The following is a 26,148-nucleotide window of genomic DNA, read 5'->3' on the forward strand; positions in this document are numbered from 1 at the left end:
CTCGTCGTTTCCGGGGTTCCACCTGCGGGTTTCTGCTCTACGGCTTGGCCGCGAATAGGCCGCGACCCCCGACACACAGCCGCTCCGAGCGGCATACGGCTGCCCATACGCCAAGACCCCGTCCTCAGCGAAAGCGCTGATGGCGGGGTCTTTGGGCACCTAATCCAAGGTGCCCCCGGCAGGATTCGAACCTGCGCACACGGCTCCGGAGGCCCCGTGCGTCCCTCACGTTTCAGCAGGTCAAGAGCGCAGAGGCTGTTTTGATCGCCTTGCCAGTCCACAAATGGGCCGCGCTCTGACTTCCGAGCTACACCTTCGGGAAGCTTTGCTCCAGCCACTGGCGGACGGCGTCAACAGTCGTGCGGCCGTTGTGGCGCAGGGCGTCGATCACGTCCCGGCCGGCGATGAGAACGATTGGGTGGCCATCCTCGTGAACCTCTTCCTGGACCTGCTTCTGAAAGTATGACGTGGTCACCAGGACGCCGAAGTTGCGATGCCTGATTCGCGAGATCAGTCGTGATACCTCCCGCACTCCTACCGAGTTGCCGACGCCGTAGCACTTGGCTTCGAGAGCGAAGTCGATGGAGATGCGACTGGATGTCGGCCCGAGGTCATACGTGCCGACGGCGTCGCGCCCTCCATCCCTGCTGGGGCGCGTGAGGTCCACCAGCCCGGTGTTCCGGGCGATCAAACGCCAGATGGCCACGGCACACGCCTCGAAGTCGTGCTCCCGCTCGCGGAAGTACTCGCGGATCGCCTCCAGCATGGCCGTACCTAGGGCGTCATCCGGGAACTGGTCGGCCTTGGAACGGATGACGGTAGTTGTAGGCGCCAGCAGCGGCCGGTAGACGCGTCCCTCAACCCAAGTGCGCCAGACGTCGGGACACTCACCGGCCAGAGGGTCACCGCCGTCGAGCAGGTGCTGAATCCAGCTGCGTGGAATCTTGTCGTGGTCGAGGACGGTGAAGTGTGACCGGTAGTTCTGGAACCGGAGCCCTGACGTCGTGCGCCAGATGGCAGCGAGCTCGTCGTCAGATGTGAGGGTCGGTCCGCCTGGTGCCAGGAGGCCGCGGAAGCGCACGGTCCGGCCTGAGGAGCCTGCCTTCTCGAACAGGAGAAACGGAGGCACCTTGGCCCGGTCATCTGCGGTTCCGTGGGATGCAGCGAAGACGTCCCGGAGGAGGACGTTGCCCGACCGTGGGGTGTTGTGGAGGCCTTGGCCCGGCTTTTTGTTGTCCCCGTAGTACGTGAAGGTGCCCGTCTCGATGTCCAGGTGGTCGGGCCAGTCGACATCGCTGCCGCTCGTGTAGAGCACAGCCAACTTCACAGTCCCCTTGGCAGGGGAGCCGGAGTATCGGAAGCCGCCCTGGTTGCCAACTCTCCTTATCAGCTTCGAGATGGGATCGTCGCCGGTGTTGCCACTCGTGCCGCCGGCGTAGAGGGCATCGACGATGAGGTCAGCAGTTTCCAGGTCAGCGAACGATACCTGGGGCTCAGAAGCGGCAGGGAGGATCATAGCAACAAGATGTACCAGCACGCACTGACAGGCGTGCTGGCACAGTTAGTCTCCTGGCTCCGCGGTCCCACGCTGTGGGGGCACATCGCGCTTGTTAAGGGCCATGAACGCGCCGGAGGGACAAATTGTTTCAGCGCACCGTGGATGAGGGACTTCGCGTCTCGTGGTTCATTGCCCCGCGCTGTTCTCGGCTGACACAGACTTGTTGGGACCCTCTTCCTGCATGACCCAGCCGCGGTACGAGTCGGAGTCGTACCCTGCTGAACCCAGGAGCGCAGCGGACTCCACAATGCATTTCTCGAACTCTTCAGCCTGCTCCTGAAGTATTTTGTCCACTTGAATGCGTTCACGGACCCGACGAGGAACTATGACTGATTGCTCACATTTTTTATCGGCCTGAGACACTGAAGTATTAAGGATTCGCGCAAGTCCGTGCGGATCGGGGGGGATGTCCGGGGAGTCCAGCTTAAAGCGGATTGCGAGCGATACGATATCGTCGTCGCCAAGGCCGTAACCCGTGCGGTAGGTCATAAAGCTTCGCACTGATGCCTTCAACCCAAAAGACACTCCGGTTGAAATGATCCATTGAGTTAAGCCGAGCATGAAGGCTTCGCCCGTGCCGACAACTTCAGGCACACTTAGGGATGCGTCGTCTTCTTGGACGCCCCATGCTTCGGAGAACGCAGAAGCGTACCCTTTGCAGGTATCGTGGATTTCTTGCGCCAACTGAAGCAATACTCCTTTGGCCCCGTCGTCGACGTTGTCGTCATCCATTCGGGTCGTGATGAAAAGAAGAAAGTCGTCATCAGAACGCGCTTGATTTTGCAGGATTGCTCGCAGAGCTCCGAAGTAATTAGGTGCACTTTCGGTCTTCTCGTGTCCCGCAAACCCCCCGCACAGATCAATGTTGATCGCATGGTAGGGTCCTTTTTCCCTCATGCGCCGATAGGAAGGTGAGCGAAGATTTCCAACTTGACGGAAATCGCCAGGGAAAACCTGTGACTCGAATTCGATCCAGTTTTCCCTGATGGCGGAGAACTCGGTTCCATTGAGTTCGGCCTGATCCGCAGAAGTTGGAATGGCGGCAGAATTGAAGCCGAGATACCGGAGTTTCACCTGCCGTGGGGAGCAGATCGTCTCGGCAATATGACGGATGTCGAGCAGGTCACTGCCGGGCAACGTCAAGTACCGGAGTTCATGTATTTCACCCTTGGTACGCATCAGGTCAGTCGTGAGATTCCAAATTTCATGACACCACTGGACTCTACGCACATACTGCTTACGTGGCCGATGCCATGCTTGGAACTCGCGCACTACTTTCTCTGGAAAATCCAGCGGACCTGTGCCAATCAGGGCCTCAAGGTCTTCTGACTCGTCGGATCCTGTCACTTCGTCAGTCAAAGTTATCGGCCTCCATGATGCCAAGGATGGATCCAAGCAGGTTTTCCTGTTCCTTTGGGGTCAAGTGCTCAAGAACCCCATAAATGGACAGCACCTTGGTGATCGCTTCCAGTTTTCGAACACTGCCGGGAGTTGGTGAAACGAGTCCCAGCGGAACCTCCTGGACGATTCGATCAAGGTCAAAGGTCTGAGTGATACCTTCGCTTGTCGACGTCACCTTCCGATTGCTGCCTGCAAAATGGATATCTGGGACAACCCCTTCGCCGTCTGTGCGAAGGGTATTAGCCGAATCCACGATGCGGCCGATTCGATATTCCACGTCACGTTGTGCTGAAATCCGCGCGACACCTCGGACTTGCTGCGCTTGTCGTTTCTGAGCGTTCGAAAGCTGACGTAGTGCGTTATGAAGCCACCGCGTTAGGACAACCGTGTGCGGGTGTGCTGTATTGAAGCTCTCACGGTCGATATTCAGGGCGGCTTCCAACCCCTGTTTTACGAAAATCTCGCATGTGATTTGCCGACGCCTTGTCGTCTCCGAGACCTGATAGTTGAAGAATGTCGAGTCAAAAAGGGTGCCACTAGCTCCGTGGATGCGAACGAGAACCCCCTGATGTTCAGTCGGCGCTACCTTCGGTGTCCAGAAGAGATAGCCTTCGAACTCAAGGGGCCCAGCACTAACGTTTCGGTCGATCCCCTTAAAATCCTGGCGTAGCGAACCAACAAATACCATCGGCTTCTTAAGGGCATGCTGTGTCGCCGGTAGGTTGCGAAATTTCAACGGCCGACTCAGCTCAACGCCGTCTACAAGGATTTTGAAGGGGGCATCCTTAGATTCAGGAGGGGTGAGACCTGCAAGCTCACGAATGGTGATTTTCGGATCGCTACTCTGGATCTGTTGTGCTGCACCTTTAGAGTTGTTCGAGAGTTTGTAGAAGTAAGCCCAGTCGTCGGCAACGCTTTCGTCTAGGACGTTTGTCTGCACGTAAGGCAGTGGCAACGCGAGAGCGAGATTCCAAAGCATTTGGAGATACGTATCAAAAATGCTTGAAAGCTTCACCGTGGCCTGTCCTCGCACGGCAGACCAGACGCTTTCCACCATTTTTGAAAATGCTTCCCGTGGATCATCCTGCTCATCCCATGGGAGGTTAACGAACTCGGGCTTACCGCGCGGGTCATCGAGATAGGAACCGTTAGAGTCAAGCCGCCCGATGTGGTATTTGGGGATTGTCGTAAGGTTTTTTTCCTTCTCCTCCCTGCTCATTGAGTTATCGATGGCACCCCACAATTGTTCGCTGCGCAAGCTGTCGCGAGTTTGAGGACGGATAGCTGTCAGCACAATGGTTGTGCCGTGTGTCTCGATGTTGTCGGCTGGTTCCCTCCAAACGCGATAACGCCCGGCTTGAAACTCGCCATGATCGCTTTCTGTGGAACCGTCAGCAAACTGACGCAGATTAACTAGGACAACGGTGCGGTATGAATCATTCGCCGTCTTGGTGATGATCTGAAAACTATGAGTAAGCTGCGAAACGGAGAAGATACCGATTCCCAATTTGCCGATAAGTTCACGACCGCCAGGACTCGTGTTTGGGTTAGTCGAGGAAGTAATGTCAAGTTCCTGACCCAGTTCGGTCCGTTTAGCGCTTCCGCCGATATTTCCCAGCAGGTGAATAACTGCCTCAGGGGTCATGCCGGTGCCATTGTCTTCGACTGTGATACGGCTGAAATTCGGGGCATCCGTTTTAACCGATACCCAAGTGGCATCCGCATCGTAGGCGTTTGCTACTAGCTCCCTAATCGCCGACCCGGGCTGCCGATAGATGCCGTCAGTGACACGAGCAATCACTCGGTCATTTGTCTTCAGTACCTCATCGATCGGTCGCGTCTCACTCGCAGTCCCACGAAGTTCATTAACGAGTTTCCGATCCCGTTCGCTTAGCAACGGACTCATCGTCGGCCCATGCCTTCCATCCTGCGGGGTGAACACCCCGGCCTCTGCCCTTTGGCCGGCGCTGTTCCTTGTCCAGTGCCTTGGCGTCCCTCTCTGGTGGCGCGCACTAAATTTGGACGTGCAATCTCGGGTAATCTCGCGACGTAGCCAGTGTAGAGACTCACAGCATCGAACGGTGAGAAAATGCGCAAACAAAGACCATCTGGTTCAGCGCGTCTGGAGGAATGTCTGGGTGTCAGAGAGGCCAGGGGCTGTTTCTGCCCCCACGGGCCATCCTCGATGCCACCTCCCTCCAGGAGCCATCTCCCTCGACTGCTGCTGGCCTGGCAGCGGAGGTCACCGTCTACCCGTACCTGACGCGGTGGGCACCGGGTCCAGCATGCACACATGGGCTCATAGGTGCCCATCAGCGTACGGACGTATTCATACGCAGTTCCGAGATGCGACCTCCCGAAGTTGGCCTGGTCCTCGAATGTGCGGTCGGTTGAGCTTCAATGACCGAGTCAAGCCGGCCGGGCGCCGTCCATGCGCCGAGAACAGTGCCCCGCGCACGCCTTTGCGGCAAGCTGCCCCTCGATACGAACACTGGGCACGGTGGTGGCTGAGGTCTGGTGGGCACGTCAGGCGGTCATGCAGAGCCGTTCGCGGGCGGGGCTGGTCGCGGTGGTTGCTGTACAGCAACGATGCTTACCACCACTTTAGGAGAGTGGTGGGGGAGCGGCGGCGCCGACCTGGAGCTTCGATACCTGCTCAGGGCACCGAGAACTCGACCGCGAGATAACTCCGTTGACCGTGGCTGGCCCCTGCATCTGGCACGGCAGTGGCACGAACCCCAGCCAACGACAGTCAGCCACGACGGCGGGTGTGCTGACCGAGCACGCACGCGTATGCCTCGCTGCACCACCACTGGCCTCAGCCACGTTATCCGGTTTTGTCGTCGACCAGAGCAAGCGACCACCGCCAGTCCGTGACGAATGGCCTGAGCCCTCAGCTTGGGAAGCTTGGGTTTCCGGGCGGGTTGCCATGCTGCTAAGTGGTGACTGCGGTTCGGAGGTCCGACTCGATTTTGCGAGGACTGCTGCCAGGCAGGGCCGAGGCTCGTCCGAGAGCGTAACTAAAAATCTTTCGGTCGCCAGCCTGAAGAATACTTCTCAAAGAGCGCCAGGGAACGGGTAAGCCTCCCGTCAACTTCGATTTCTCCGGCAGTAACTGATGCCTGCATTGCGGCAACAGCACCTCGGAATCTATCCTCGCTTCCGTATACCAACAAAAGCGTATCCCATGCAAGTCGATCTTCCCGGTGTACTTGAACACTTCCCAGGGTCTGTTGCCTGGCTGTTGTCAGTCCGGTTGACAGTAGCTGCGCAGTAACGCGAGGACTGTCCGCCGCCTCGATCAAGGGCGATCCACTGTCATTCTCCTCTTTTCCGAAAACTTGGACCACCGTTCGCAATAGATCCCTTTCGTTCTCAAGCGCGCTCGCCGGAACGGACGAAATATCGCTGCGTAGCCTATCGCGCAATTCGGTTTCAAGTTCCTGGGAAATGATCCGAGGCTGAGAATTTTTCCTTTCCCCTATGAGTTGGATAAAGCGAAGGCGTGCATAGAAGCTGTCGTTTGCGTCGTAGACACCCCGCGCTATTCGGTCAGCACTATCCTGACCCTCCACTTGCTCCATCAATCGCAACACTGGACGCAATACTGAGTAGTCTGCACCTGGATCGAAGAAACCTTTCGGTTCGACTCTAAGTCGAGGGAACATTTCAAGAAGTACAGTCACGGTCGACTGGATTACCTCAGAGGGTACCGATTCCAGATGTGCTGGTAGGCGATCGAGGACATCTTCTAGAAGGTCGTCCGCTATTGCGGATAGTGCATTCCTAAGTCCCTCCTCACTGCCGATAGCGTGGGCTACCATTTGTACCTGCACGTTCGGTGCAGTGCCCTCGGGCAGTTCGCGGTGGAAGTAATATCTGAGAATCTGTGCGTGCGCTACTCGCCCATCCCGCTTCCATGCCTGATTTGAGTCATTTCCGTGCCAAATATTTTCTGTGTACAGTTGTGCGGCAGGAAAGATGAGTCTGACGACACTATTTCCTACATTGCTCGGGAATAGCTCGACGATTGATTCTATGACTGGCCTATTTCGTTCGCGGGCGCCATCGTCGCGCCCGAATGAGCTCTGAATTTCTGTAAGTACTGACATGTTTTGAAAAATTAGGTCGTAAGCGTGTGGACGCTGGACTCGAATGGCCTCTAGAGCAACCAAATCAACGATGCCCACTTCTTCACCTAGGGACCGCGCCGCGAGGGAAAGGGAGGAGAGGAACCGCTTAATTTCCCGCAGGGTCGAAAAAAGAGGGCGTACCACTTGCCAAAATACGTCCGCCCACCTTGACTCGTCCAACGGCCCGACGGGGATATCGCGTAGACACTCGGTTATTCCTCGGATGAGCAGGTCAGCTATAGACTCGTCAGTGGCTGGTGGCACCTCTACTGACGTTCGTACGATTTTTTCGAGGTAGGCCGCCCCGTCCATACCTTCGCCATTGAGGGCTGCTTCGACAACCGCCCGGTCAAAGCATAGGACATAGATAATTCGCGGGAAAGAGCCGTTCAGTCTGACCAGTCGGAGTAGGTCCCTGATTTCCCCCTGTGAAAGTCGATCGATATCGTCTATCAGTACGGCAATGCGACCATTCAGTCGATTGAGAGATTCGATTATCTCGGTGCGCTGTTCGTGCACGGAAGCTTGCTGGCCGAACGCCTGCGACACCCCGGAAGAAATGCCCTGTGCGGTGCCAATAGCTGCCCCTGCGAATGGCATGAACTTCAGGGGTGAAAGTGCGGCAGAGTAGCGTGTGAATGCGTCAGCTATGGAAACGCTCTTTTGTCTAAATCTTTTACGCTTCTTCTCTGTGTCCTGAAGTTGGCTAGCTAGCTCCGTGAAAAAGAATCCCATAAGTTGATCTGTCCCCGAGAAGAGCCAGGGATTGAAGCGGGTGGTGCGAACCGCCTCGTTCTGTTCAAGCTTATTGGCAATTAGATTTATTAGGGAAGTCTTCCCGGTCCCCCACCTGCCGGTTATAGCCAGAACGCCACCGTTGTCGGCATTCATTCCTGCTATTTCCTCCGCAATGGCGGCTGCCAAAGACGTCCGATTTAGTAGATCGTCCTGTTCTCGCGAGATCGGGTCGTCCCCAGAAATTAGGGCGCTGCCGTTGTCGTCGTCGTTTACTTCGCTCATTCCTGCCACCGTTCCTTATGAGAGTCGTTTCAGTGTGACAGCCTCGGTCCACCAAGGTGCGAGGATCGATGGATTGCAGCCATGGAGCCGACCGTTCCCAGACGCGCGCACTCAAACTCGGGTATCAAGCGGCCAATCGCTGTGCGTGCGGCCCGGCTGCCGGCCGGGTTGGAGCGGGGCGGAGACAGGAGCGCAGGCCCGGCCGGGGGTCGGGCCGCACGCGGGGAGCGGAGCGAGCCGCCTTGAACCAGTAGAGAAACTTTGAATCATGCTCTGTGCCGACCGGTGTTGATCACTCCGGTTCGGACGCCCGGTGCCTGCTGTCCTGTGGTGTAGAACCCTGGGTATGGGGAGTGAGCGGCGGGAGCGGATGAGGGCGCTTGGGGCGCGTCTTCGGGGACTGCGAGCTGAAGCCGGGCTGACGGGTGCTGTGTTGGCGCAGCGGGCGGGTGTGGGGCAGCCGACTGTGTCCAAGGTCGAGACTGGGCGCATGGTTCCGAGTCTCGATGTGCTCGACCGGCTGTCGCGTGCCCTCGGCCTCGATGACTTGACCGCTCGTGAGGTGCGTGAGCTTCTGGTCGCTGTGGAGGCTGCTGCGGACTCTGGTTCGGCGTCTGGTGATGAGGCTCCCGCGGGAATGGTCCTGGATGACGCCGTACGGTCCGCTCGGCTGGTGCGGTCGTTCCAGTGCGTTGTTCTGCCGGCCATGTTGCAGAGTGCGGAGTACGCCCGGCACGTCTTCGAAAGCGCGCCGAACTCGACCCCTGAAGTGGTTGGTCGGGCTGTCGCTGCTCGTGTGGAGCGGCAGAGCGTGTTGTACGAGCCGGGGCGGGAGTCGGTGTTCGTGCTGACGGAAGCCGTGTTGCGGACCTGGCCGGGGACCCCGGCGCTGATGCTCGCCCAGTTCGACCGGCTGCTGGCTGTCGAGAGTCTGAGCACGGTACGGCTCGGGGTCATCCCCTGGCGTCGGCCGGTGCCGGTGCTGCCTCGGCATGGGTTCACGCTGTGCGATCAACGGGCGGTCGTGGTCGAGACGTTCGATGACGAGCGGGTATCGATCGACTCCGTCGAGCTGGCCGCGTACGAGGAGACGTTCGCTCGCTTCGAGCAAGCCGCGGTCTTCGGTGGTGAGGTGCGGGAGCTGCTGTTGCGAGTGATGAAGGAGTTCCGCAACTTGGGAGACGCCGTCACTCCTTAGAGGAATAATTCCTCAAGATGCCTAGGCTGTAGGTCGTGTCTGGGAATATTCTGCCGTCACGTTGTCTAGCCCCCTAGACGTACTGAGGTGGTTTCCCATGCATCCCAAGTGGTGCCGTGCCTTTCCCGGCCATGCTGAGGAGGTGGCCCATGCCCGTCACTTCGTGGCATCCCTGGTCGGTGAACGGAGCTGCGTCGACGATGCCGTCCTGGTCGTGAGCGAGTTGGCGACCAATGCCGTTCGGCACTCGCGGAGCGGCGCGGTCGGCGGCTGGTTCCTGGTGGTCATCTGCTTCGGTGACGACTTCGTGCGTATCGAGGTGGTCGACCAGGGCGGCAAGTGCAGGCCGCGCCTGTGTGACGTGACGCATCAGGAGGAGGGCGGCCGGGGCCTGGTACTGATCGCGGCCTGCGCCAAGGACTGGGGCGTGAAGGACTGGCCCGAGGGGCGTTCGGTGTGGGCCGACCTGGTCCAGGAGGGCGTGTGATCGCGCTCCGCTCGACGCCGACCCGCGGTTGCCGCACGGACGGTGACGTGTGAGTCCTCGGGGTGTGCCTCGGCGGCGGTCCCGGTTCTACGTGATCGGCGTTCATACGGGGAGGCGCCTCCCGCCCATACCGTCTAGAGCCCTAGACTCCTGGGTAACCGTGGGAGGTGAGGTCATGTCGGACGAGTTGCAGCGGATCATGGCGATCGATGATCCGTACCTGCTGCTGCGTGAGGTCACGACCCGGTTGGCCGACGCGCAGCAGGAAGTGACCGAACTGGCCCGCCTCCGTCGGCGGGTGGTGCAGGACCTGCATGCCCAAGGGCTGTCGTACGCGCAGATCGCGACAAAGGCCGGCCTGAGCCGCGGGCGCATTCACCAGATCCGGCACACCGGACCGGCTCCTGAAGGTGCCTTCCTGGGTGCGGGCGCCGTCACCATCGTGACCCCGCTGCGGTGGGACGACACGAAGAAGCGCCCGGTCGTCGCCATGGACGACGTGAACTCCGGTAAGCGTTTGGAAGAGCTGGCGAAGTCGTACGGGCTCGATGTCAGCTCCGGTCACGTACTCGTGAGTGGGGAAGTCGACCTCAACCGTAACGGCCTGGTCGTCGTCTGCGGGCCGGGGATGTCCCAGGCCATGAGGGACCTGTACGCCCAGGATCCGGTCCTCGGCTGGGAGCACCCGGAGGGCGAGCCATGGGCCCTGGTGGACCGGCGTACCGGCACGGCGTACCGCGCGGGAGCGGACACCGAACCGCACCGCCCGCACGATGTCGGCTACCTCGGCCGGCTGCCCCGCCCGGACGGCAACGGCTCGGTGCTCGCCATCGCCGGAATCCACACCGCGGGCTCCCTCGGCGTCGTGCACCTGCTTGCCTCCGACCTCAACGCGCTTTGGGGGCAGGTAGGGGAACGTCACTTCTCCACACTGGTGAGCGTCGACTACGACCCCGAGACCGGCGAACCGCAATCCGTCGAACTGCTCTGCCCCCTCTACCTGCACGACGAGGAAGCAGCGGCGTGAACGTCGCCCTCGGCTCGTTGCCTGCCGACCCGGAACGGGAGAACGAGGACTTCGCGGCCGTCGCTCCCGGTGTGGCCGTACTCCTCGACGGTGCAGGCGTGGCCGGGGCGGAGACCGGATGCGTGCACGGTGTCGCGTGGTTCTCCTCGACGCTAGGCGGGCTGCTGTTGAGCAGCATCACGACGCGCCCCGCCTGGTCCCTTGCTGGTTGCCTTGCCGACTCGATCCGGGCGGTCCGGTCCCTGCACGAGGACAGTTGCGACCTGACCTATCGGGCCAGCCCGACCAGTACGGTCGTCGCGGTGCGGGTCGGTGCGGGAGCTCTGGAGTACCTCGTACTCGGTGACTCGACGCTCCTCCTCACCGACGAGGACGGGAAAACCGCTGCCATCACCGACCGGCGCCTGGACGAGGTCGGCAAGCGGCTCCGTGGCCGGGTCGACGACCTGCCCACCGGCTCGCCGGAACATGCTGCCGCGCTGGCCGAGTACCGCGATGCTCTGACAGGGCTACGCAACCGGCCGGACGGCTTCTGGATCGCCGGCCCCGACCCGCGAGCAGCCGAACACGCCTTTACGGGAACCGTGCCGCTGGACTCGTTGGCGTCCGTGTCGCTGCTGAGCGACGGAGCAACCCGCCTTGTCGACCGGTTCGAACTGGCCGACTGGCAAGAGGTTGTGGCGGTCCTCGGATCCTCCGGGCCGGATGAGCTGATCCGCCGTGTGCGAGAAGCGGAGGACGGCGACCCTAACGGTCGGCGCTGGCCGCGCGGCAAGGCGCGCGATGACGCGACCGCCCTTCACTGGGTCCTGCCGTAGCCCGTTCGAGCGGCTCCGGAAGACGTTTCGTATACCCCCCTAGACAGTTGATGGGGCGTCGGGTTACGGTTGGCGTCAACCCCCCTAGACAGATGGGGCGGGTCACCTCTCTACTGTCTAGGGGGGTATCCAATCGAAGTGGCGCCGCCCAACAGCGCCACCGACCCTGTGAGGTTCAGGAAATGCGTGTCATCCCTGTGGACACCTCGGCCGCGACGCTCCTCGTCACCAAGCTGCCCGAGGTCAAAGTGAGGGACCGGCAGACCGGTGAGGTCGCCGTGGACCCGGTGTCCAATCAGCGGCTCATGACGCTGGAGCTGGTGTTCATCGCGGCCGGCGGCTCCGACATGGTCAAGGTCACCGTGCCCGAACAGGGCATCGGTGAGGGCCTGGTGATGGGAGCGCCGGTCATCCTGTCCGGCCTGGTGGCCCGGCCCTGGGAGAGCGAGTTCGGCGGGCGCGCCCGTCACGGCATCGCCTACCGGGCCGACGCCGTCATGGTCAACGCTCCGGCGCCGGTGAAGGGCTGATCGCCATGACAGACGCCGTGCGGGTGCTGTTACCGCTTCTCCTGGCCCTGGTCGCGCTGCTCGTGCTGCGCCGTCGGATGCCGGTCCTGTTCTGGTGGCTGGTCGGGTATCCGGTGATCGCGCTGCGGGTGCTCGTCTCGTACCGGGCGACAATGGACGCCTGCGGCCTGACGGTCCCGGCCTCGGCCATCCGCCGGGCCACGGCCCGGATGGTGGGGCGAGAGGCGGCACCCGTACCGCCTCGCCACTCGTTCCCGCTGCCGACCGGGTCCGGACTCGTGATGCGGCTGCGCATGGCGGCCGGGCAGGCTCCGGAGGACTTCACCGCCTCGGCGGACCGGCTGCGGCACGCCTGGGGCGCTCACGCCGTGCACGTCCGTCCCACGAAGCCGGGGCGGCTCGAACTGCGGTTGGTCGGTTGGGACGTGCTCGCAGAGGTGCGTCCCGCCCGGAGACGGCTGGCGACCGGTCCGCTCTGTCTGCCGCTGGCGCTGCGGGAGGACGGGCAGTGGCACGTACGGGACTTCCGCACCGTGCCGCACGAACTGATCCTCGGCGCCACGCAGTCCGGCAAGTCCGTCTACCTGCGCAACCTGCTGTGCGGTCTGGCCCGGCAATCGGTCGTGCTCGTCGGCATCGACTGCAAATGGGGCGTCGAACTGGCCCCGTTCGCACCCCGGCTGTCCGCGCTCGCCGACAACCCGGACCGGGCTGACGAACTCCTCGACGCGCTGCTGGAGGAGATGGAGGCACGGTTCCGGCTCATCGGGCTCCGCAGCGGGGCCGGTCCGGACGCCGTACTCACCTCGGACGTATGGGGGCTGTCGGAAGCGGTGCGGCCGGTGCCGGTCGTGCTCGTCGTCGACGAGGTGGCGGAACTCTTCCTCGCTGCGAACAAGGACGACGAAAAGCGACGGGATGCCATGGTCACCAAGCTCATCCGCCTCGCCCAGCTCGGCCGCGCGGCCGGCATCTACCTGGAGGTCTGCGGACAGCGTTTCGGCTCCGAACTCGGTAAGGGCGCCACCATGCTCCGTGCCCAGTTGACCGGGCGGGTCTGCCACCGCGTCAACGACGAAGCCTCGGCGAACATGGCGCTGGCCGACATCTCCCCTGAGGCGGCACTGGCCGCCACCTCCATCCCCGCCGAACGGCCCGGCGTCGCGGTCGTCGGCGACTCCTCCGGCGGCTGGTCCCGCGTCCGCTCGCCTCACCTCACCCTCGACGCCGCGGCGGCCGTCTGCCGCGACACCTCGGCCCTGGTGCCGGAACTGCCCCGGCTCGACTCCTTCCGGCCCGTCGTAGCCATGGAGTCCGCCGCGCTGGCCTCGCCTGCCGCTGCCGCGCCCACCACTCGCCCGGTGACCGAGTAGCCGCACCCGCCCCTTCCACGGTCGGCGTGACCGTCTCGCGCCAAGCCCCTACCCCTCCCATGCCCGAAACCGGAAGGAACGCCGTGCCCATGCGTGCCCACCTGGTCCGCGTAGACGCCGTGCTCGTACAGGCGGTCATCGCGGGGGCCCTCTCCTTCTCCCACCTGCACGACTTGGCCGAAGCGGCCGGGCAAGGCGGCTGGAAGGCATGGGCCTACCCCGTCAGCGTCGACCTGCTGCTGGTCGCTGCCTGGCGCCGGATGCGTGATCAGCAACGGGCCGGAGTACCGGCCGAGGGACCGCGGCTGTGGTTCCTGGTCGCGCTGGCCGCGTCCCTTGGTGCGAACGTCGCCACCGCCGGGCTCCTCGACCTGGACCACGTCCCCGCTTGGCTCCGAGTCGTGGTCGCGGGCTGGCCCGCCGTCGCCTTCTTCGGCGGGACGCTGCTGGCCCACACACCGCGCAGCCCGGAAGCGCCGGTCTCGCCAGCCCCGCCGGTCTCGCCGGTGACTGACACGGGTGAGGACGCGGAATCACATCCCGCCCCGGTCCCCGTCGACGTACCCGAGCGGGACGCGCTCCCGGCACCGTCCCCCGCCGCTGTCCCCGCCCTCGACCCTGCCTCCGGTCCCGATCCCGTTCCCGCCGCGGAACCGGTCTCCGCTCCGTCTGTGGCAACCGTTCCGGCCGTCCCGCTCCCGCCCGCCCTGGTCGAACGCGTCCGGGCCCTGGCCTACGAGCACCACTCGACCACTGGCCGCCCCGCCGATCCCGACGTCGTACGCACCCGGCTCGGCCTGCCCCCGTCCATGACCGCGTCCGTCGCCGCGCACCTCTGAGAGGAGCACCACCATGCACCGACGCTTTCGCAACGTCCGCCGCATCGGCCCCGTGAACGTCGCTTCCTACCTCGACCGCGGCAAGAACCGTCACCTGGCCGCCTGCACCGCACCCCGCTGCGACTTCTCCGCCGAGTACGACAGCCGCGCCGCCGCCGAACTCGCAGCCCGTACCCACCGCTGCTCCGCCTGACAGGAGATCACCGTCATGGACGTTCCGCTCTGGCTGGCTCTGCTCTGCGTCGGGGTCCTGGGCGTCAAGCTCATCCGCCCGCCCTGGTGGCTCATCGCCGCGCTGCTCCTCGGCGGCTACCTCCTCGCCGACAGCCTGCTGACCCCCGTCATCGACTCCGTCGTCAAGTAACCCGCGAAGGGAGATCCGCCATGCTCCGACCCAAGATCCCGGCCATGCCCCAGCCGACCGGCCTGGTCACCCCGCCCGCTGTCGCGCAGCCGGTCACCATCACCTCGGCCGCTCAGGTTCCGCAGCCGGCCCCCGCCGCCCCGGCGCCGTTCCGCCCGGCCGTCCAGCTCACCCCCGGCACCGCGCTCACCTTCGTCGGCGGCGGCACCGCCGTGGTCCTGGTCGTCGGCGCCGTCCTGGTCTCCATGCTCCTCGCCGTCGCCATCACGGCCGCCTCCGTCGCCGTCTGCGCCGCGTCACACGCTCTCCTCACTAAGCGCTGACCTCGCCTGCTTCGCCCCAGTCCGGCTTGCCCATGCTGTCTAGCCCCCTGGACGACATGGGTGGGCCGGACCAGCCCTCAACCCCAACCTCTCTCAAGGAGGAAACCGCACATGCGTCCCGCGGCTCCGACCGGAGCCATCCGCCAGCTCGCAGCCCTCGCCCAGCACGGTGATCTCAGCGCCTATGCCCGACAGGTCCAGCGCCTCGGCGGCTGCGAGCAGCCGGTACGGATGGAAGGCCACCGGCTCGACGTCCACGCCGCCACGGGCGAGATCGTCCGGGAAGTCATCGACCGCGACCTTCCCGCCGGACAGCTCCTCATCCGCTGCAACAACCGCCGCGCCACACGATGCGCAGCCTGCGCCGAGGTCTACCGCAAAGACACCTTCCACCTCGTCACGGCCGGACTGAGTGGCGGCAAAGGCATCGGCCCGACCGTCGCCCAGCACCCCCGCGTCTTCGCCACCTTCACCGCCCCTTCCTTCGGACCCGTCCACAACCGACCGGCAGGCGGTCGCTGCCGCTGCGGACGCACCCACCCGGACGGTGACCCCGCTCTCGGCACGCCCTTGGACCCGGAGCGGTACGACTACCGCGCGGCCGTCCTGTGGAACGCGCATGCCGGAGCGCTCTGGGCCCGGTTCACCACCTACCTGCGCCAGCAACTCGCCTCCCGCGCAGGCATCGGTCGCTCCGCGCTGCGCCACTGCCTCAAGGTCTCGTACGCCAAAGTCGCCGAGTACCAGCGGCGCGGAGCCGTCCACTTCCATGCCGTCATCCGCCTCGACGGCCCGGAAGGCGCCGAGGACACCCCACCCTCCTGGGCCACCACCGAACTCCTCACCGACGCGATCCGCTCGGCGGCCCACCTCGCCGAAACCCCCGGCCCCGTCCTCGACGGCCACGCGTACACCTTCAGCTTCGGCCGACAGCTCGACGTCCGACCGATCCGCTCTGCCGACTTCGCGGGCACCTCGGAGCTCTCCAGCCGCGCCGTGGCCGCGTACATCGCCAAGTACGCCACCAAGGGCGCCGAAACCGCCGGCACCCTGGACCGTCCCATCCGCAACCCGATCACCGACCTGATCGGCACCGAGGTCACCGACCACGCCCGGCAGATGATCCTCACCTGCTGGCACCTGGGCGCGCTGTCCGAACTCGAAGACCTGCGCCTGCGCAAGTGGGCCCACATGCTCGGCTTCCGCGGCCACTTCTCCACCAAGTCCCGCGCCTACTCCGTCACCCTCGGGGCCCTGCGCCAGGAACGCGCCGACCACAACGAAGCCGTATCCCGCGAACGCGCGGCCGAAGCGGGCCACCCGCTGCCCGACCCGGACACCGTCCTCGTCCTCTCGCACTGGCGCTTCGCCGGTACCGGCCTGACCGCGGCCGAGTCCTGGTTCGCCACCTCCCGGCGACCCGACGTCCTTGACGCTCCTGACGTGGAAGGAGACTCGGCGTGGACCGCCGACGAGACGAACTGATGACTGTTCCGCAGGTCCTCGCCGAATTGGGCGGAGTCTCCCGCCGCACCTTCTACCGCTGGCGCGAACTGGGGCAGGCTCCGGAAGCTATCAAGCTCCCCAACGGTGAACTTCGCTTCTGGCGCAGCGACTTCACAGCATGGCTTCACGGACTCGGAGAAGCGGCATGAAGTCGCACGACGTGAAGGTGTGGGGCATCCGGAAGCGGCCGTACAAGACACCGTCGTATGACGTGCGGTGGAAGGTCGGTGAGGCTACGCCGTTCTCCGAGACCTTCCGGACCAAGGCGCTCGCTGACAACTTCCGCGCGCAGTTGCTCCGGGCCGCGCAGAAAGGGGAGGCATTCGACACGGAGACCGGTCTGCCGGACTCCATGGCGCCGGTCAAGGAGTCCCTTACCTGGTACGACTTCGCGCGGACGTACGTGGCCATGAAGTGGCCGCACGCGGCTCCGAACTCCCGCGACAGCCTGAACGAGACGATGACGCTCGTCACGACTCAGCTCCTGGGGGACCGCCCCGGTCGTCCGGCGGACGATGTGTTGCGGCGGGCCCTGCGCGGCTGGGCCTTCGTCGTCCAGGACGAGGACGAGAACACCCCACCGGTGGACATCGCGAACGCTCTCCGCTGGGTGGGCAAAGCCTCGCTGCCGCTGACCACGCTCAAGAACCCGGCCGACATCCGGAACGTCCTCGACTCGCTCAAGCTCACGCTTTCCGGGGCTCCGGCCGCCGCCGAGACGGTACGGCGCAAGCGAGCCGTCCTGTTCAATGCCCTGGCCTATGCGGTCGAGCTGGGGGAGCTCCCCGAGAACCCGGTCACGCTCGTGAAGTGGAAGCTGCCGAAGGTGACCAAGGAGGTTGACCGCCGAGTCGTGGTGAATCCCCGGCAGGCTGCCGAGCTCCTCGGGGCTGTCTCGTACGTGGGTGGCTACCGCCGGGCCCGTGGGCGCCGTCTCGTCGCGCTCTTCGCCTGCATGTACTTCGGCGGGCTTCGGCCGGCAGAAGCCGTGGCCCTGCGGCGGCAGGACTGCACGCTGCCGGACACCGGTTGGGGCTCGCTGATCCTGGAGAAGAGCCGCCCCACCGTCGGCAAGCGGTGGACCGGAACGGGCGAGGTGCACGACAACCGCGGCCTCAAGAACCGGCCCGCGAACGAGACCCGCATCGTTCCGATTCCGCCGCGCCTGGTGCGCATGCTCCGAACTCACATCGCGGAATTCGGCACGGCCAAGGACGGCCGGCTGTTCGCCAACGAACGCGGGGGAGTGGTCGCCTCGACGACGTACTGGCGTGTCTGGGACGAGGCGCGGCACCTGGCGCTCACCCCGGAACAGGTGGCCTCGCCGTTGGCCGCTCGGCCGTACGACCTGCGGCACGCCGCGCTGTCGTCCTGGCTCAACGCGGGAGTGGACCCCACCGAGGTCGCCGAGCGCGCGGGCAACAGTGTGGAGGTGCTGCTGAGCCGGTACGCCAAGTGCCTCGACGGTCGGCAGGACGTCGCCAATCGCCGGATCGCCGAGTTGCTCGGTGAGAGCGACGGCTAGGAGGAGAAGAAGCCCGGCGGCGGGCCCTGATCCCGACACACCTCCGACACGCGCACCTGCGGCATGATGGCCCCTAGACCACGGTCCGGGGGCCTCGTCATTTCTAGGGCTGACCTGCGGATTCCTGCCCTGCGGCCAGTCCACGCATAGTCCACGGCACCCGACATACAGCCGCTCCGAGCGGCATACGGCTGCACATACGCCAAGACCCCGTCCTCAGCGAAAGCGCTGATGGCGGGGTCTTTGGGCACCTAATCCAAGGTGCCCCCGGCAGGATTCGAACCTGCGCACACGGCTCCGGAGGCCGTTGCTCTATCCCCTGAGCTACGGGGGCGTGTCGGGCGCTGTTGTTGCGGCGACGGGTAGAACCCTACCAGCTCTTTCGGGGTCGTCATGAACAGGTTTTGAGGGTGGGAGGCGGAGGGACGGGGGCTCAGTGGATCTTGGTTGGGTCCTGCTCGGTTCCCGTGATGGTTGGGGTGGGTGCGGTGGTCGCGGCGGGTGTGGAGTTGGGTGGCTGTGGCGTACCCGTCCCCCGTTGGCCCAGAGCGTCCGCTCGTCACCCCGTGGAGCGCCCCGGCCCGAAAGGGTGCCCGGTGCGAAAGAGCGTCGGTGTCCCCCGTGCGAGGCAGAAGTGGGGAAAAGCCGGACGCGGCCCCGCGTGCCGACCTACTCTCGAGTTGTGCCAGGCGCGTCGGGTCGGGTGCTTGTTGTGGACGACAACAAGGTCATCCGGCAACTGATCAGGGTCAACCTCGAGCTGGAGGGTATCGAGGTCGTGACCGCGGCCGACGGTGTCGAATGTCTGGATGTCGTCCACCAGGTTCGGCCCGATGTGGTCACCCTCGACGTGGTCATGCCCCGGCTGGACGGGTTGCGTACCGCCGCCCGGCTCCGGGCCGATCCGCGGACCCGTGGACTTCCCCTCGCCGTCATCAGCGCTTGTACCCAGTACGAGGTCGACAGCGGTCTTGACGTCGGCGTCGACGCCTTTCTGGCCAAGCCCTTCGAGCCCGCCGAACTGGTCGCGCTCGTACGTCAGTTGCTGGAGCGGCGAACCCCCTACGGCGGCACCGGTGCCACCGATGGACCGGCTGGGCCGGTTGCGCCCGGTGCTCCCGGCGCGTCCAGTGCGCTGTTGCAGGGTGCCGAAGGGCTGTACGGGGCCGGCGGGAGCGAGCATGCCGGCCGTACCGGGAACTGAGCCGGGCCGGGGAAGGCGGGAGGGAGGGAACGGGGAGTCTGTCCATAGTGCGGACAGTCGTCTTAACCCGTTCGCCTGCCCCACCCCCTCCTCCCCTACGCTTGTCCCATGACCCCCGTCGAGCTCTCCAGCACCGTTCTGCGCGCCGTGCGCCGTGCGGTGGACGCCGGTGAGCTTGATGTCGGTGTGCCCCGGCGGGCGCAGGTCGTCCCGCCCGGACCCGGCGGCCGGGGGGACTACGCCACCAACGTCGCCCTTCAGCTGGCCCGCCCCGCGGGTCGCCCGCCCCATGAGGTCGCCGCGATCCTGCAGCCGTACCTCAGGGGAACGGCCGGTGTGACGCGGGTCGACATCACCGGGCCGGGATTCCTCAACATCACCCTGCGGGGGAGGGGGCAGGCCCTGGTCGGCGAGGTGCTGCGGCGCGGGGAGCGGTACGGGTACGCCGACGCGCCCACCGGTGAGCTGGTCCGACTGCACCACCCCCGCGAAGTGCGCGCCGCCGTGACCGGTCAGGTCGTCGCCCGGATTCTGCGTTCCCAGGGCGTGGCGGCCCGTACGTACTGCGCCGGGGAGCCCGATCCCGCCTGGGCGGAGGTCCTCGGTGTCGACGGCGACGACCATGGGGTGGGCCAGGGCGCGGACCGCACCCCCGGTGCCCCCCTCGACGTGGGCCTCCGGCCCGTGCCCGCCGGTCAGGACCCCCGTCCCCTCGGCCGCGACGCCGGCCGCTGGGCGCTGCTCCACCCCGCGCCCCACGACCGGCCCCGCATCACCGGCGAGCACCTCGTGCAGCGGGAGGGCAATCCCCTCTTCCGGGTCCGCTACGCCCACGCCCGTTCCCGGGCCCTCAGCCGCAACGCCGCCGGACTCGGGTTCAGCGGCGTTGCCGGAGACCCCGGCGGTTCCCAGGACTGCGGTGCTCTCCTCGACGCCCTCGACACCTACCCGCACGCCCTCGCCGCCGCCGCGCGCCACCGTGCGCCCGACCGGCTCGCGCGGCACCTCGTCACCACCGCCGACGCGGTGCTCGCCTTCCAGCACGGCGTGCTCCCGCCGGGCGACGAGAAACCCTCGGCCGCCCACCGCGCCCGGCTCGCGCTCGCCGAAGCCGCCGGGACGGTGCTGGCCGGCGGCCTGTCCCTGCTCGGCATCGACGCACCAGAGCACCTCTGAACCCTTCGAGCATCCCAATATCTCTGAATATCCCTGCATAACTCTGCACACCTCTGCATATCTCTGAACATCTTCGAGAGAGCCCACCAGACATGAGCCGTTCCGCACACCCCGCCGGGCCCCGTCACGCCGATGTGCTGCCCGAGGGCCACTACTCCGCTCCGGCGGCCGACCTCAACGTCCTCGACCCGAAGGTCTGGGCGCAGACCGTGACGCGTACCGAGGACGGCTCGGTCAGCGTCGGCGGGATCGACGTGGCGACGCTCGCCGAGGAGTTCGGCACCCCCGCCTACATCCTCGACGAGACCGACTTCCGTGCGCGGGCGCGCGCCTGGCGCACCGCCTTCGGGCACGACGCCGACGTCTTCTACGCCGGGAAGGCGTTCCTCTCCCGCGCCGTCGTGCGCTGGCTGCACGAGGAGGGCCTCAATCTCGACGTGTGCTCCGGTGGCGAGCTGGCCACCGCCCTCTCCGCCGGCATGCCCGCCGACCGCATCGCCTTTCACGGCAACAACAAGTCCGTGGAGGAGATCACCAAGGCCGTCGAGGCCGGCGTCGGGCGCATCGTCCTCGACTCCTTCCAGGAGATCGTGCGGGTCGCGCACATCGCGCAGGGCCTCGGCAGGCGGCAGCGCGTGCAGATCCGCGTGACCGTCGGCGTCGAGGCCCACACGCACGAGTTCATCGCCACCGCCCACGAGGACCAGAAGTTCGGGATCGCGCTCGCGGACGGGCAGGCCGCCGAGGCCGTACGGCGCGCGCTCGCCCTCGACGGGCTCGAAGTGATCGGTATCCATTCCCACATCGGTTCGCAGATCTTCGACATGGCGGGGTTCGAGGTGGCCGCGCGGCGTGTCGTGTCGCTGCTCGCCCAGATCCGTGACGAGCACGGGGTCGAGCTGCCCGAGATCGACCTCGGCGGCGGTCTCGGCATCGCCTACACCAGCGAGGACGACCCCCGCGAACCCCACGAGATCGCCAAGGCGCTCGGTGAGATCGTGACGAGGGAGTGCGAGGCCGCCAAGCTGCGCACGCCCCGCATCTCCGTCGAGCCCGGGCGTGCCATCGCCGGGCCGACCGCCTTCACCCTGTACGAGGTGGGCACCGTCAAGCCACTCGAAGGACTGCGTACGTACGTCTCCGTCGACGGCGGCATGTCCGACAACATCCGCACCGCGCTGTACGACGCCGAGTACAGCGTCGCCCTGGTCTCCCGTACGAGTGACGCCGAGCCCATGCTCGTCCGGGTGGTCGGCAAGCACTGCGAGAGCGGCGACATCGTCGTGAAGGACGCGTTCCTGCCCTCCGACCTGGCCCCCGGCGACCTCGTCGCGGTGCCCGCCACCGGTGCGTACTGCCGCTCGATGGCCAGCAACTACAACCACGCCCTGCGCCCGCCCGTCGTCGCGGTCCGCGACGGCGAGGCGAGGGTGATCGTGCGCCGCGAGACGGAGGAGGACCTTCTGCGTCTCGACGTCGGCTGATCGCGACGACGCACGGGTGTCGCGGCCGACCGCGACCGATGCCGACCGGCCGCGACCGTTGCCGACCGGCCATGGTCGGCATCGGCCGACCGTGACCGGTGTCGTCGGCGCCGGCGACCGGTCGTCGCTGGTGGCGGCCTGCGGAGCGAGTGAGTCCGGACGGAAGATCTCCTGTCCTCCGTCCCGTAAAGATGAAATAGACATCTCACGATCCGGACGAGGGGCAGAAACCCCCGTCCGGTGAGTGAGACTGGTTCCACCGTGACGGTGTGAGGAAACGAGGTCGGATGATGCGTACGCGTCCGCTGAAGGTGGCGCTGCTGGGCTGTGGGGTCGTCGGCTCAGAGGTGGCGCGCATCATGACGACGCACGCCGACGACCTCGCCGCCCGCATCGGGGCCCCCGTGGAACTGGCGGGCGTGGCCGTGCGCCGCCCCTCCCGGGTGCGCGAGGGCATCGACCCCGCGCTGGTCACCACGGACGCGACCGCCCTGGTCAAACGGGGCGACATCGACGTGGTCGTCGAGGTCATCGGCGGTATCGAACCCGCCCGCTCCCTCATCACCACCGCCTTCGAGTACGGCGCCTCCGTCGTCTCCGCGAACAAGGCGCTCCTCGCCCAGGACGGCGCGGCCCTGCACGCGGCGGCCGAGGACCACGACGCGGACCTCTACTACGAGGCCGCCGTCGCCGGCGCCATCCCGCTGATCCGGCCGCTGCGCGAGTCCCTCGCCGGCGACAAGGTCAACCGGGTGCTCGGCATCGTCAACGGCACCACCAACTTCATCCTCGACAAGATGGACTCGACGGGCGCGGGCTACCAGGAGGCCCTGGACGAGGCCACCGCCCTCGGGTACGCGGAGGCCGATCCCACCGCCGACGTCGAGGGGTTCGACGCGGCCGCCAAGGCCGCCATCCTCGCCGGGATCGCCTTCCACACGCGGGTGCGCCTCGACGACGTGTACCGCGAGGGCATGACCGAGGTCACCGCCGCCGACTTCGCCTCGGCCAGGGCGATGGGCTGCACGATCAAGCTGCTCGCCATCTGCGAGCGGGCCGCCGACGGGGGGTCGGTCACCGCGCGGGTGCACCCCGCCATGATCCCGCTGAGCCATCCGCTGGCCTCCGTGCGCGGCGCGTACAACGCCGTGTTCGTCGAGTCGGACGCGGCCGGGCAGCTCATGTTCTACGGGCCGGGGGCGGGCGGCGCCCCGACCGCGTCCGCCGTGCTCGGCGACCTCGTGGCCGTGTGCCGCAACAAGCTCAGCGGTGCGACCGGGCCAGGCGACTCGGCGTACGCCCGGCTGCCCGTCTCGCCCATGGGCGAGGTCGTCACCCGCTATCACATCAGTCTCGACGTGGCGGACAAGCCGGGTGTCCTGGCCCAGGTGGCGACCGTCTTCGCCGAGCACGGCGTGTCCATCGACACGGTCCGCCAGCAAGGACGGCAGGACGGGGGCGGCGACGCCTCCCTGGTCGTCGTCACGCACCGCGCGTCCGACGCGTCCCTCACCGGGACCGTCGAGGCGCTGCGCAACCTCGACACCGTGCGGGGTGTCGCCAGCATCATGCGGGTTGAAGGGGAGTAACCAGCAATGACCCACCAGTGGCGCGGAATCATCGAGGAGTACCGGGACCGGCTGCCGGTGTCCGGCACCACGCAGGTCGTGACGCTCCGTGAGGGCGGTACGCCGCTCGTGCCGGCGCAGGTGCTCTCCGAGCGCACGGGCTGCGAGGTCCACCTCAAGGTCGAGGGCGCGAACCCCACCGGGTCCTTCAAGGACCGCGGTATGACCATGGCCATCACGCGGGCCAAGGAGGAGGGCGCGAAGGCCGTCATCTGCGCCTCCACGGGCAACACGTCCGCCTCGGCCGCCGCCTACGCCGTACGGGCCGGGATGGTCTGCGCCGTCCTCGTCCCGCAGGGCAAGATCGCGCTCGGCAAGATGGGCCAGGCCCTCGTGCACGGCGCGAAGATCCTCCAGGTCGACGGGAACTTCGACGACTGCCTCACGCTGGCGCGCAGCCTCTCCGACAACTACCCGGTGGCGCTGGTCAATTCGGTGAACCCGGTGCGTATCGAGGGGCAGAAGACCGCGGCGTTCGAGATCGTGGACATGCTCGGCGACGCCCCCGACATCCACGTCCTCCCCGTCGGCAACGCGGGCAACATCACCGCGTACTGGAAGGGGTACACGGAGTACGCCGCCGACGGGATCGCCGGCCGGACTCCGCGGATGTGGGGCTTCCAGGCGTCCGGGTCCGCGCCCATCGTGCGCGGCGAGGTCGTCAAGGACCCCTCGACGATCGCCACCGCGATCCGGATCGGCAACCCGGCCTCGTGGCAGTTCGCGCTCGCCGCGCGGGACGAGTCGGGCGGCCTCATCGACGAGGTGACGGACCGTGAGATCCTGCGCGCCTACCGGCTCTTGGCCGCTCAGGAGGGCGTCTTCGTCGAGCCCGCCTCCGCCGCCTCCGTCGCCGGGCTCCTCAAGGCCGCCGAACAGGGCAAGGTCGACCCGGGGCAGCGCATCGTCTGCACGGTGACCGGGAACGGTCTCAAGGACCCCGACTGGGCCGTCGCGGGCGCCCCGCAGCCCGTCACGGTCCCCGTCGACGCGGCCACGGCCGCCGAGCGCCTCGGGCTGGCGTAACCGCGGCATGCCGCGACGCGGCGTGGCGTGGCGCGTGACGCCCTGTGCCACGCCGCAACGCGTCACGCCCCGCGCCACGCCGGGCGCGTGACGCCTCGCCCCACCGGGGCGCCCCACCAGGGGCGTGCCACGCTTCACCGCGTCACGTCACGCGGCCAAGGCGGCCGGCAGGACACCGGCGGCGTGTCCGGCGTGGCACGGCAAGGTGCCTGACAAGGGGTGCACAAGGGGCTTGCGACACGCATCGTGCGCCTCTTGTGCGCCCTATGTCGCCACGGAACCTTCCTTCGATAAGCTGTACCGAACCCGCCCGCCGCATATGCCGCGGTGCCGCGCCGTCCCTGCGGCCTCCGGGTGTTCCGCATTCTCCGTACGTCTCGCAGGATTTCGAGAATCTCGCAGCTCAAGCTCAAGGAGAGTCATCGAGCGATGGCCGGTCCAGCGTTCCGCGCCGCCGCCGTCCGGGTGCGCGTCCCCGCCACCAGCGCCAACCTCGGCCCGGGCTTCGACGCCCTCGGCCTGTCCCTGGGGCTGTACGACGACGTGGTCGTCCGGGTGGCCGACTCCGGGCTGGACATCGACATCGCGGGTGAGGGGAGCGAGACGCTCCCGCGCGACGAGCGCCACCTCCTCGTACGCTCCCTGCGCACCGCCTTCGATCTGCTGGGCGGACAGCCCCGCGGCCTGGAGATCGTCTGCGCCAACCGCATCCCGCACGGCCGCGGCCTCGGCTCCTCGTCCGCCGCGATCTGCGCCGGCATCGTCGCCGCCCGCGCCGTGACGATAGGCGGCGACGGCAAGCTCGACGACACCGCGCTCCTGGAGCTCGCCACCGAGATCGAGGGACACCCCGACAACGTCGCGGCGTGTCTGCTCGGCGGGTTCACCCTCTCCTGGATGGAGAGCGGAGCCGCGCGCGCCATCAGGATGGACCCTGCGGACTCCGTCGTTCCGGTGGTCTTCGTACCCGGCAGGGCCGTGCTCACCGAGACCGCCCGCGGGCTGCTCCCGCGTACCGTCCCGCACGTCGACGCCGCCACCAACGCGGGCCGCGCCGCCCTGCTCGTCGAGGCCCTGACCAGGCGCCCCGAGCTGCTGCTGCCCGCCACCGAGGACCGGCTGCACCAGGAGTACCGCGCCCCCGCCATGCCGGAGAGCGCGGCGCTGGTGGAGCGGCTGCGGGCCGACGGGGTCCCCGCGGTCATCTCCGGCGCCGGGCCCACCGTGCTCGCGCTCGCCGACGAGGCCGCGGCCGACAAGGTCGCACGACTGGCGGGCGAGGGCTGGGCGGCCAACCGGCTGGCCCTCGACGCCACGGGGGCGAGCGTGCTGCCGCTTGCTCCGTGACACTCGGTTGCCGGATTTCGAGAGGGGGAATGTTTGTTGGATCCGGTAGTGTTAACCTCAAGTCTGCACCCGACCCCACCATGGCGAGGTGCTTCACGTCCCCGTCCGGGACAACCATTCTTCCGGGAGCCCCCCAAACTGCTTTGTGCCATGCATTGGGTTGCATTGGGTGCTACGCGCG

At 66.2% G+C, this 26,148-nt stretch carries 23 protein-coding genes and 1 tRNA gene; 19 read left to right on the forward strand and 5 right to left on the reverse strand.

The window, feature by feature from the left end; genetic code table 11:
- Positions 1-307: 307 nt before the first annotated feature.
- The 4 genes from KM933_RS02135 to KM933_RS02150 form a co-directional block, all read right to left on the reverse strand.
- The gene (locus KM933_RS02135; protein ID WP_221348023.1) at positions 308-1,516 is read right to left on the reverse strand and encodes a restriction endonuclease; all 1,209 of its coding nucleotides are present in this window, start codon (positions 1,514-1,516) and stop codon (positions 308-310) included.
- Positions 1,517-1,684: 168 nt separating this feature from the next.
- Positions 1,685-2,917, reverse strand: a complete 1,233-nt coding sequence (locus KM933_RS02140; protein WP_221348024.1) for a PP_RS20740 family protein — start codon at positions 2,915-2,917, stop codon at positions 1,685-1,687.
- The gene (locus tag KM933_RS02145) at positions 2,910-4,760 is read right to left on the reverse strand and encodes an ATP-binding protein (RefSeq protein WP_221348025.1); all 1,851 of its coding nucleotides are present in this window, start codon (positions 4,758-4,760) and stop codon (positions 2,910-2,912) included. The genes KM933_RS02140 and KM933_RS02145 overlap by 8 nt, the downstream gene beginning before the upstream one ends.
- A 1,219-nt stretch (positions 4,761-5,979) precedes the next feature.
- On the reverse strand, positions 5,980-8,112 hold the full coding sequence (locus KM933_RS02150; protein WP_221348026.1) for a KAP family P-loop NTPase fold protein: 2,133 nt from the start codon (positions 8,110-8,112) through the stop codon (positions 5,980-5,982).
- A 346-nt stretch (positions 8,113-8,458) separates the two neighbouring features.
- On the opposite strand from KM933_RS02150, the gene KM933_RS02155 reads away from it, so the two are divergent.
- The 13 genes from KM933_RS02155 (at position 8,459) to KM933_RS02215 (ending at position 18,102) form a co-directional block, all read left to right on the forward strand.
- On the forward strand, positions 8,459-9,310 hold the full coding sequence (locus KM933_RS02155) for a helix-turn-helix domain-containing protein (protein WP_221348027.1): 852 nt from the start codon (positions 8,459-8,461) through the stop codon (positions 9,308-9,310).
- 97 nt (positions 9,311-9,407) lie between these two features.
- Positions 9,408-9,797, forward strand: a complete 390-nt coding sequence (locus KM933_RS02160) for an ATP-binding protein (RefSeq protein ID WP_221348028.1) — start codon at positions 9,408-9,410, stop codon at positions 9,795-9,797.
- Between the two features lie 175 nt (positions 9,798-9,972).
- Positions 9,973-10,824 (forward strand): sigma-70 family RNA polymerase sigma factor, encoded by an 852-nt coding sequence (locus KM933_RS02165; RefSeq protein ID WP_221348029.1) that lies wholly within the window; start codon positions 9,973-9,975, stop codon positions 10,822-10,824.
- Positions 10,821-11,642 carry an integrase gene (locus KM933_RS02170; RefSeq protein ID WP_221348030.1) on the forward strand — a complete coding sequence of 274 codons (822 nt, stop codon included), beginning with the start codon at positions 10,821-10,823 and terminating at the stop codon, positions 11,640-11,642. Before KM933_RS02165 ends, KM933_RS02170 begins: the two co-directional genes overlap by 4 nt.
- Positions 11,643-11,824: 182 nt before the next feature.
- The gene (locus KM933_RS02175) at positions 11,825-12,172 is read left to right on the forward strand and encodes an SCO3933 family regulatory protein (protein WP_221348031.1); all 348 of its coding nucleotides are present in this window, start codon (positions 11,825-11,827) and stop codon (positions 12,170-12,172) included.
- Positions 12,173-12,177: 5 nt separating this feature from the next.
- On the forward strand, positions 12,178-13,545 hold the full coding sequence (locus tag KM933_RS02180; RefSeq protein ID WP_221348032.1) for an FtsK/SpoIIIE domain-containing protein: 1,368 nt from the start codon (positions 12,178-12,180) through the stop codon (positions 13,543-13,545).
- Positions 13,546-13,634: 89 nt separating this feature from the next.
- A complete protein-coding gene (locus KM933_RS02185) occupies positions 13,635-14,384 on the forward strand; it encodes a DUF2637 domain-containing protein (RefSeq protein ID WP_221348033.1) in 750 nt (249 codons plus the stop codon).
- A gap of 13 nt (positions 14,385-14,397) precedes the next feature.
- Entirely contained in the window at positions 14,398-14,577 is a 180-nt protein-coding gene (locus KM933_RS02190) for a mobile element transfer protein (RefSeq protein ID WP_073889547.1), read from the forward strand.
- Positions 14,578-14,592: 15 nt separating this feature from the next.
- A complete protein-coding gene (locus KM933_RS02195) occupies positions 14,593-14,748 on the forward strand; it encodes a hypothetical protein (protein WP_221348034.1) in 156 nt (51 codons plus the stop codon).
- Between the two features lie 20 nt (positions 14,749-14,768).
- On the forward strand, positions 14,769-15,071 hold the full coding sequence (locus KM933_RS02200) for a SpdD-like protein (RefSeq protein ID WP_221348035.1): 303 nt from the start codon (positions 14,769-14,771) through the stop codon (positions 15,069-15,071).
- 111 nt (positions 15,072-15,182) lie between these two features.
- Positions 15,183-16,556, forward strand: a complete 1,374-nt coding sequence (locus KM933_RS02205; protein ID WP_221348036.1) for a replication initiator — start codon at positions 15,183-15,185, stop codon at positions 16,554-16,556.
- On the forward strand, positions 16,556-16,726 hold the full coding sequence (locus KM933_RS02210) for a helix-turn-helix transcriptional regulator (RefSeq protein ID WP_221348120.1): 171 nt from the start codon (positions 16,556-16,558) through the stop codon (positions 16,724-16,726). The genes KM933_RS02205 and KM933_RS02210 overlap by 1 nt, the downstream gene beginning before the upstream one ends.
- The gene (locus KM933_RS02215; protein ID WP_221348037.1) at positions 16,723-18,102 is read left to right on the forward strand and encodes a tyrosine-type recombinase/integrase; all 1,380 of its coding nucleotides are present in this window, start codon (positions 16,723-16,725) and stop codon (positions 18,100-18,102) included. The genes KM933_RS02210 and KM933_RS02215 overlap by 4 nt, the downstream gene beginning before the upstream one ends.
- A 262-nt stretch (positions 18,103-18,364) precedes the next feature.
- On the opposite strand, the gene KM933_RS02220 is transcribed toward KM933_RS02215, so the two are convergent.
- A tRNA-Arg gene (locus tag KM933_RS02220) sits at positions 18,365-18,436 on the reverse strand.
- 369 nt (positions 18,437-18,805) lie between these two features.
- Between KM933_RS02220 and KM933_RS02225 the strand changes: the two genes are divergently transcribed.
- The 6 genes from KM933_RS02225 (at position 18,806) to thrB (ending at position 25,967) form a co-directional block, all read left to right on the forward strand.
- Entirely contained in the window at positions 18,806-19,306 is a 501-nt protein-coding gene (locus KM933_RS02225; protein WP_430727265.1) for a response regulator, read from the forward strand.
- A gap of 108 nt (positions 19,307-19,414) precedes the next feature.
- Positions 19,415-20,482, forward strand: coding sequence for an ArgS-related anticodon-binding protein NrtL (nrtL, locus tag KM933_RS02230; protein WP_221348039.1), 1,068 nt, complete (start codon positions 19,415-19,417; stop codon positions 20,480-20,482).
- Positions 20,483-20,574: 92 nt separating this feature from the next.
- Entirely contained in the window at positions 20,575-21,966 is a 1,392-nt protein-coding gene (gene lysA, locus KM933_RS02235) for a diaminopimelate decarboxylase (RefSeq protein ID WP_221348040.1), read from the forward strand.
- Positions 21,967-22,256: 290 nt separating this feature from the next.
- The gene (locus KM933_RS02240) at positions 22,257-23,555 is read left to right on the forward strand and encodes a homoserine dehydrogenase (RefSeq protein WP_221348121.1); all 1,299 of its coding nucleotides are present in this window, start codon (positions 22,257-22,259) and stop codon (positions 23,553-23,555) included.
- Between the two features lie 6 nt (positions 23,556-23,561).
- The gene (thrC, locus tag KM933_RS02245; RefSeq protein ID WP_221348041.1) at positions 23,562-24,620 is read left to right on the forward strand and encodes a threonine synthase; all 1,059 of its coding nucleotides are present in this window, start codon (positions 23,562-23,564) and stop codon (positions 24,618-24,620) included.
- Between the two features lie 429 nt (positions 24,621-25,049).
- Positions 25,050-25,967, forward strand: a complete 918-nt coding sequence (gene thrB / locus KM933_RS02250; RefSeq protein ID WP_173895057.1) for a homoserine kinase — start codon at positions 25,050-25,052, stop codon at positions 25,965-25,967.
- The last annotated feature ends 181 nt before the right edge of the window (positions 25,968-26,148 follow it).

The organism is Streptomyces beigongshangae, from assembly GCF_019710745.1.
Classification (GTDB): Bacteria; Actinomycetota; Actinomycetes; order Streptomycetales; family Streptomycetaceae; genus Streptomyces; species Streptomyces beigongshangae.

Excerpts from the sequence above, each read along its gene's own strand:
- KM933_RS02135 (WP_221348023.1), bottom strand. The coding sequence starts at position 1,516 with ATGATCCTCCCTGCCGCTTCTGAGCCCCAGGTATCGTTCGCTGACCTG.
- KM933_RS02150 (WP_221348026.1), bottom strand. The coding sequence starts at position 8,112 with ATGAGCGAAGTAAACGACGACGACAACGGCAGCGCCCTAATTTCTGGG.
- KM933_RS02155 (WP_221348027.1), top strand. The coding sequence starts at position 8,459 with ATGGGGAGTGAGCGGCGGGAGCGGATGAGGGCGCTTGGGGCGCGTCTT.
- KM933_RS02160 (WP_221348028.1), top strand. The coding sequence starts at position 9,408 with ATGCATCCCAAGTGGTGCCGTGCCTTTCCCGGCCATGCTGAGGAGGTG.
- KM933_RS02165 (WP_221348029.1), top strand. The coding sequence starts at position 9,973 with ATGTCGGACGAGTTGCAGCGGATCATGGCGATCGATGATCCGTACCTG.
- KM933_RS02175 (WP_221348031.1), top strand. The coding sequence starts at position 11,825 with ATGCGTGTCATCCCTGTGGACACCTCGGCCGCGACGCTCCTCGTCACC.
- KM933_RS02180 (WP_221348032.1), top strand. The coding sequence starts at position 12,178 with ATGACAGACGCCGTGCGGGTGCTGTTACCGCTTCTCCTGGCCCTGGTC.
- KM933_RS02185 (WP_221348033.1), top strand. The coding sequence starts at position 13,635 with ATGCGTGCCCACCTGGTCCGCGTAGACGCCGTGCTCGTACAGGCGGTC.
- KM933_RS02190 (WP_073889547.1), top strand. The coding sequence starts at position 14,398 with ATGCACCGACGCTTTCGCAACGTCCGCCGCATCGGCCCCGTGAACGTC.
- KM933_RS02195 (WP_221348034.1), top strand. The coding sequence starts at position 14,593 with ATGGACGTTCCGCTCTGGCTGGCTCTGCTCTGCGTCGGGGTCCTGGGC.
- KM933_RS02200 (WP_221348035.1), top strand. The coding sequence starts at position 14,769 with ATGCTCCGACCCAAGATCCCGGCCATGCCCCAGCCGACCGGCCTGGTC.
- KM933_RS02205 (WP_221348036.1), top strand. The coding sequence starts at position 15,183 with ATGCGTCCCGCGGCTCCGACCGGAGCCATCCGCCAGCTCGCAGCCCTC.
- KM933_RS02210 (WP_221348120.1), top strand. The coding sequence starts at position 16,556 with ATGACTGTTCCGCAGGTCCTCGCCGAATTGGGCGGAGTCTCCCGCCGC.
- KM933_RS02215 (WP_221348037.1), top strand. The coding sequence starts at position 16,723 with ATGAAGTCGCACGACGTGAAGGTGTGGGGCATCCGGAAGCGGCCGTAC.
- nrtL (WP_221348039.1), top strand. The coding sequence starts at position 19,415 with ATGACCCCCGTCGAGCTCTCCAGCACCGTTCTGCGCGCCGTGCGCCGT.
- lysA (WP_221348040.1), top strand. The coding sequence starts at position 20,575 with ATGAGCCGTTCCGCACACCCCGCCGGGCCCCGTCACGCCGATGTGCTG.
- KM933_RS02240 (WP_221348121.1), top strand. The coding sequence starts at position 22,257 with ATGCGTACGCGTCCGCTGAAGGTGGCGCTGCTGGGCTGTGGGGTCGTC.
- thrC (WP_221348041.1), top strand. The coding sequence starts at position 23,562 with ATGACCCACCAGTGGCGCGGAATCATCGAGGAGTACCGGGACCGGCTG.
- thrB (WP_173895057.1), top strand. The coding sequence starts at position 25,050 with ATGGCCGGTCCAGCGTTCCGCGCCGCCGCCGTCCGGGTGCGCGTCCCC.